Below are 4617 nucleotides of genomic sequence, written 5' to 3' on the forward strand. Positions count from 1 at the left end.
GAGGCTGGATGAAGTTTTTGTAGGATTAACCTTAGGTAAATTGATTTTTGTCAACATAATAATATCACCGCATATATTTTAGCCTTATGGTTTTCATATTGTACTAAATAAAGGTTAACAAACTATTAAGGAAAGCTTGAGTTGGGATATTTTCGGGACAACCGCATCTAATTTTGAAGCAACGTAAAATAGACAGGTTAATAGGGAAGCCTGTGTCAAAAGAACAATCGATATCCGATCGAAGACAAGAATCAAGTGGCTAATCCCACTTGATTGGAAAAAAAAGGAGCCTCACGGCTCCTTTAGTTAGGAAGGATTGTTATCGGACTCTATTATTGCTTGGATGATGGAACTGCATCGATCAGATATTGATTCCAGAATCCGCAACTTCCTTCTGTACGAGCAATATGGAATTGAGACCTAGGTTGTCCATACCTTGGTTCCCATTTCAGAATTTGCTGGTTTAGCGCAGGAAGGTTAGGAGTTATACGATATTTTCTCCATGCATCAGTAAGCGGAAGAATGCTTGTTGGTCTACCAGCTCTCATAAATAGATAGTGATATCCGAGAAGATCATCTGAGAACAATAGTTCATTTGATGAAAAACCATTTAATGCAGGAAAGTCCCCAAATTCAGCAAGTTTCGCTTGATAGGGAAGATCAACACTATGAGTATCACCATCACCAGCGTTAAAATGATAGACTGGGTCGTATGGCTGATGGGTAAAGACATAGCGCCATACATCCTGATTCTGCTCGGCAAGAGAATTAGAGATGATGTCTACAGGACACACAAAACTTCTATCACCAATACTATTGGCAACTTGCTTCCAAAGAGTCGTATTTTCTACAGCCGCTTTTTGAGCATAATAAGCAATTGCCTGAGAAGGGTCTCCTATTTCAGAAGCATGAGCAATACCCATAAGCACCGCAAAGGCTTCTGGAGTCACGTCCGTTAAGGTGGCATTGGCATAGCTTATTCCAAACCCTTGTGGAGGGGGTGCTGCAAAAATTGCTGAAGTGGTTTGAAAAACCGGATCGGTAGGGTTAAAGGGAGGGAAAGAAGCGCCGCCTAAAATCCAGGCTAGTCCTGTACCTTCGTTACCATTGTATCCAATGATTGTGTTCAAATCTTGGATATTTTGACCAGACTTAAACAGTTTTAATGGTTTATCTGCAAATTGAGTTCCTGGACCATAGCTGAATGTAAATGCGCCGGCTAGAAGAGGATTCGAATTCGCTGCATTTAAGACATCATTGGGTTGTTTGCTAAGGACACAGGCAATAGCAGCAGGAACGTCAGGATTTTGTGGATCTTGGACGCAACCTAAAGTCTGCGCCACAGCGATGCTAGCGCCTATTTGGTTTGTGATTGGTATCCCATTAATTGGCGCAGGAGAGTCTACGATGACATTATTTACGCCCAGAGAGGCTATGCTATCGGGGATGCTCACTGAATTGTTATTAAGCATTAAGCGTGTGATCAGCCCACCCCCAGCACTTTGTCCCCATAAAGTGATTTTATCTGGATCCCCACCGAATTTATTGATGTTGTTATGAACCCATTTTAGTTGTGCTTTAGCATCCTCAATGCCTAAATTGGCTGGTAATGCACCGAATAATGGGAAGTTTGCAAACACGCCCAACCGGTATTTTATGACTACTGCGATGCTATTGGTTTCTTTAACATGATTCGTCATGCTGTAGAAATTTTCACTATTGGACCCTGCAAACCCGCCGCCACCATGGATGTAAACAATGACTGGTAATGGATGCGCTATTGATAAGTTTGGTGATTCAGGGGTAATCACTGTCACATCAAGACAATCCTCTTCGACCGATCCAAAATTAGTTACGGCCAATGGTGCATTAGGGTAGGGAATTAATCGCATTGAATTTTGATAACAAGCTGGCTTTTCTACAGTTGCGTCCTGGGCGATGGGGGAATAAATGAGGGGCTGCGCGTATTGCCACCTAGAAGCATTGTGTGTTTTTATGTCTAAAAATTTTCTAACCCCATCTTCCATTTTACCTTGAACAGGACCTTGGTCCAGATTTACGATGGTTGGAAAATTGTTACCTGCAATCCCCATGTACGACACTAAGCACATGGATAATATGCAGGGGAATTTCTGTGAGATTATCATAACGACTCCTTTCTAGTTATTATTAAAGTGACTACTGTTTTACACTACTAAAACCAGTTGATAATTACAAAACAATTTTTAAATTGGATGGTTGATGACAAACCAAGGAGTCAACCTACAGCACTATGGTCAACCGTATTGGATAAGCCATAGCCTCGATAATTTTCAAGTGGCGATCCTTATGAATGAGGCGAAAATTTATTAATCCGTGACATTTTCATGGTGCTAAGACCTTTCATAAATTTCCATTGACTATAGGTATAGTCTGTGTTAATATTGCACAATATGAAAACAAAAAAATCGATTATGCAACCATATTTTAAATCAACCGTTATTATTGGTTTTTACTTGGAATCTCGATTTCCGAGCCATAAAGTTATTCCTGACGCCCACTCTCTGTAAGTGCTTGTTTAATTTTTAAAACAAAGCAAACCTAATTTATTTGCAATTCAATTCTACTGAATTATTTAGCGTTCAATCGCTCTGCTTGATTCACATCCAAATAAAAAGAGAGCGAGTGTCTTTTGGCTATTCGGGGTGAATTGCAACAACCTTTGATTACGGAGATAAAAAATGATTACAAACAATGAGTTTATTAACTCTGACATTAATAGCACAGAGGACATAAGACAGATCGGGTGGATAGCTAATAAAGGAAATATGATTGTTCGGATTGGTTTTAATTCTGAAGTTCAAGCGAATAAAGCGTTAGAGTGGATTAAAAAAAATAATCTTTACGTAAAATTGGAGTATGCCAAGGTAGAACAATATTCTAATCACTACCAGTTCGGATTGACATGGCGGCAATTTAACGCAATTTTTAATTGTCGAGCGGAAGACTTTACAATTAGTTCAACGTTACCACAGGCGTCTGTTAACAAACCAACACGAGAATTAGAGCTTGAATCCTTGCCACAGGCGTCTGCTAACAAACCAACACTAAAATTAAAGCTTGAGTCCTTTGGTGGAGGGGCTTGTTATTTATACAACACAGAAAACCTACAAGCATTTGCTATCCCTAGAGGATTAACAGAACAACAGCTATCAAATCGAAGAAAACTATTTGAGGAGAACCATCGTAAAGAAAATGATAAGTGGATTCCCAAGGCAATGGACAACAACGAAGGCTGGGAGTTGTACTATGACCCAAAGCCGAGAGAATTGCGTATTAAAGAAATTCGATCTGATATTACTACCTATTGCAAAGGGAATATTAGGGAAGCCTATCTTTTAACCACGAAATCAAGTGATTTTATCAATGGTCCAGATCATAAAAAATACAAGGCATTTAAGGGCCTTGGTAAACATCGCATGGGCTATGGGGAGAGAGTAACGTACACATTAGGTGACGACTGTAATGAATTAACACCCCCTCTTATCGTATCAGCTATTGTTGGATGTGGTGTTAATTTGATGGCAAGGAACGCTATACCATCAAGCTCCGATGATTTTAAGCTATACGCTAATAATTCTACGGACTATTATCAAGCGATTCAAAAGCAAATAGGTAACACCTTATTATTGGCGGCAGCAAAAGGCAATGACGTTCTTGTTTCACCCTTTGTTGGTGCGGGAGTGTTTTTAAACGGATTGACTCCTGAGAGACAAGAGGAATACAAGACATTAATTGTAAGGGCATTTGCGGAGTCGATAAATCAATTAGTCGCAAACAATCAAGAAAACACGCTAAGGGAGTTGGTGCTTTGTATTCCGGACGAGAATAACTTTAACCTTGCAAAACAGGCTTTACGTGAGCTGAAGATTCCCATTACGTTTAGCATTACCCTCACCAACTCAGGGACAAAATCCGCAATGGTCAAAATTCGTGAGAATTTCCCTGAAGCAAAGATTGCTGAGAATATTGCTGGACATGATTGTGATTTTGGTGGCGGATATTATGGTACATATACAAGTAACAAACTTGGGAACGCTGAGGAAGCCGCCTTTCTCAACTCAAATTTACCAAGACTCTTTTTAGGCCAAGGTCCTAGTTGCAGCAAAACGTTTGACGAGCTTTCCAGAATTCATTCCATAGTTCCCTCGGAACAGGATGAATCTGTTCAGGAAACTTCTAAGAATAATTTTACTCAAGTTTCAGTATCTCATGGAACAGAGACTGAAGTTCCTCAGGAAGTCTCTCAGTTGATTTCTCAGGAAGCTCCTCCGGTGATTTCTCACGAAGTCTCTAAGGTAGATTCTCACGAAGCTCCTCCGGTGATTTCTCACGAAGCTCCTACGGTGATTTCTCACGAAGCTCCTCCGGTGATTTCTCACGAAGTTCCTCCGGTGATTTCTCACGAAGCTCCTCCGGTGATTTCTCACGAAGCTCCTCCGGTGATTTCTCACGAAGTTCCTCAGGTGATTTCTCACGAAGTTTCTCCGGTGATTTCTCACGAAGTTCCTCCGGTGATTTCTCACGAAGCTCCTCCGGTGATTTCTCACGAAGCTCCTCCGGTGATTTCTCACGAAG

Annotated in this window: 2 protein-coding genes; one reads left to right on the plus strand and one right to left on the minus strand. The window is 40.6% G+C overall.

Annotation, left to right across the window (positions count from 1 at the left end; translation table 11 throughout):
- Nucleotides 1-332: 332 nt before the first annotated feature.
- Nucleotides 333-2147, minus strand: coding sequence for a carboxylesterase family protein (locus Lwal_RS05065; protein WP_058479837.1), 1815 nt, complete (start codon nt 2145-2147; stop codon nt 333-335).
- A gap of 573 nt (nt 2148-2720) precedes the next feature.
- Between Lwal_RS05065 and Lwal_RS17875 the strand changes: the two genes are divergently transcribed.
- Nucleotides 2721-4617: hypothetical protein (locus tag Lwal_RS17875; protein WP_238584279.1), on the plus strand; the 1897-nt coding region annotated here is incomplete at its 3' end.

It is taken from the genome of Legionella waltersii (assembly GCF_001468085.1).
In the GTDB taxonomy this organism is placed as follows: Bacteria; Pseudomonadota; Gammaproteobacteria; order Legionellales; family Legionellaceae; genus Legionella; species Legionella waltersii.

Bases quoted from the DNA above. Each gene is read 5' to 3' on its own strand.
- Lwal_RS05065 (WP_058479837.1), bottom strand. From the start codon at position 2,147: ATGATAATCTCACAGAAATTCCCCTGCATATTATCCATGTGCTTAGTG.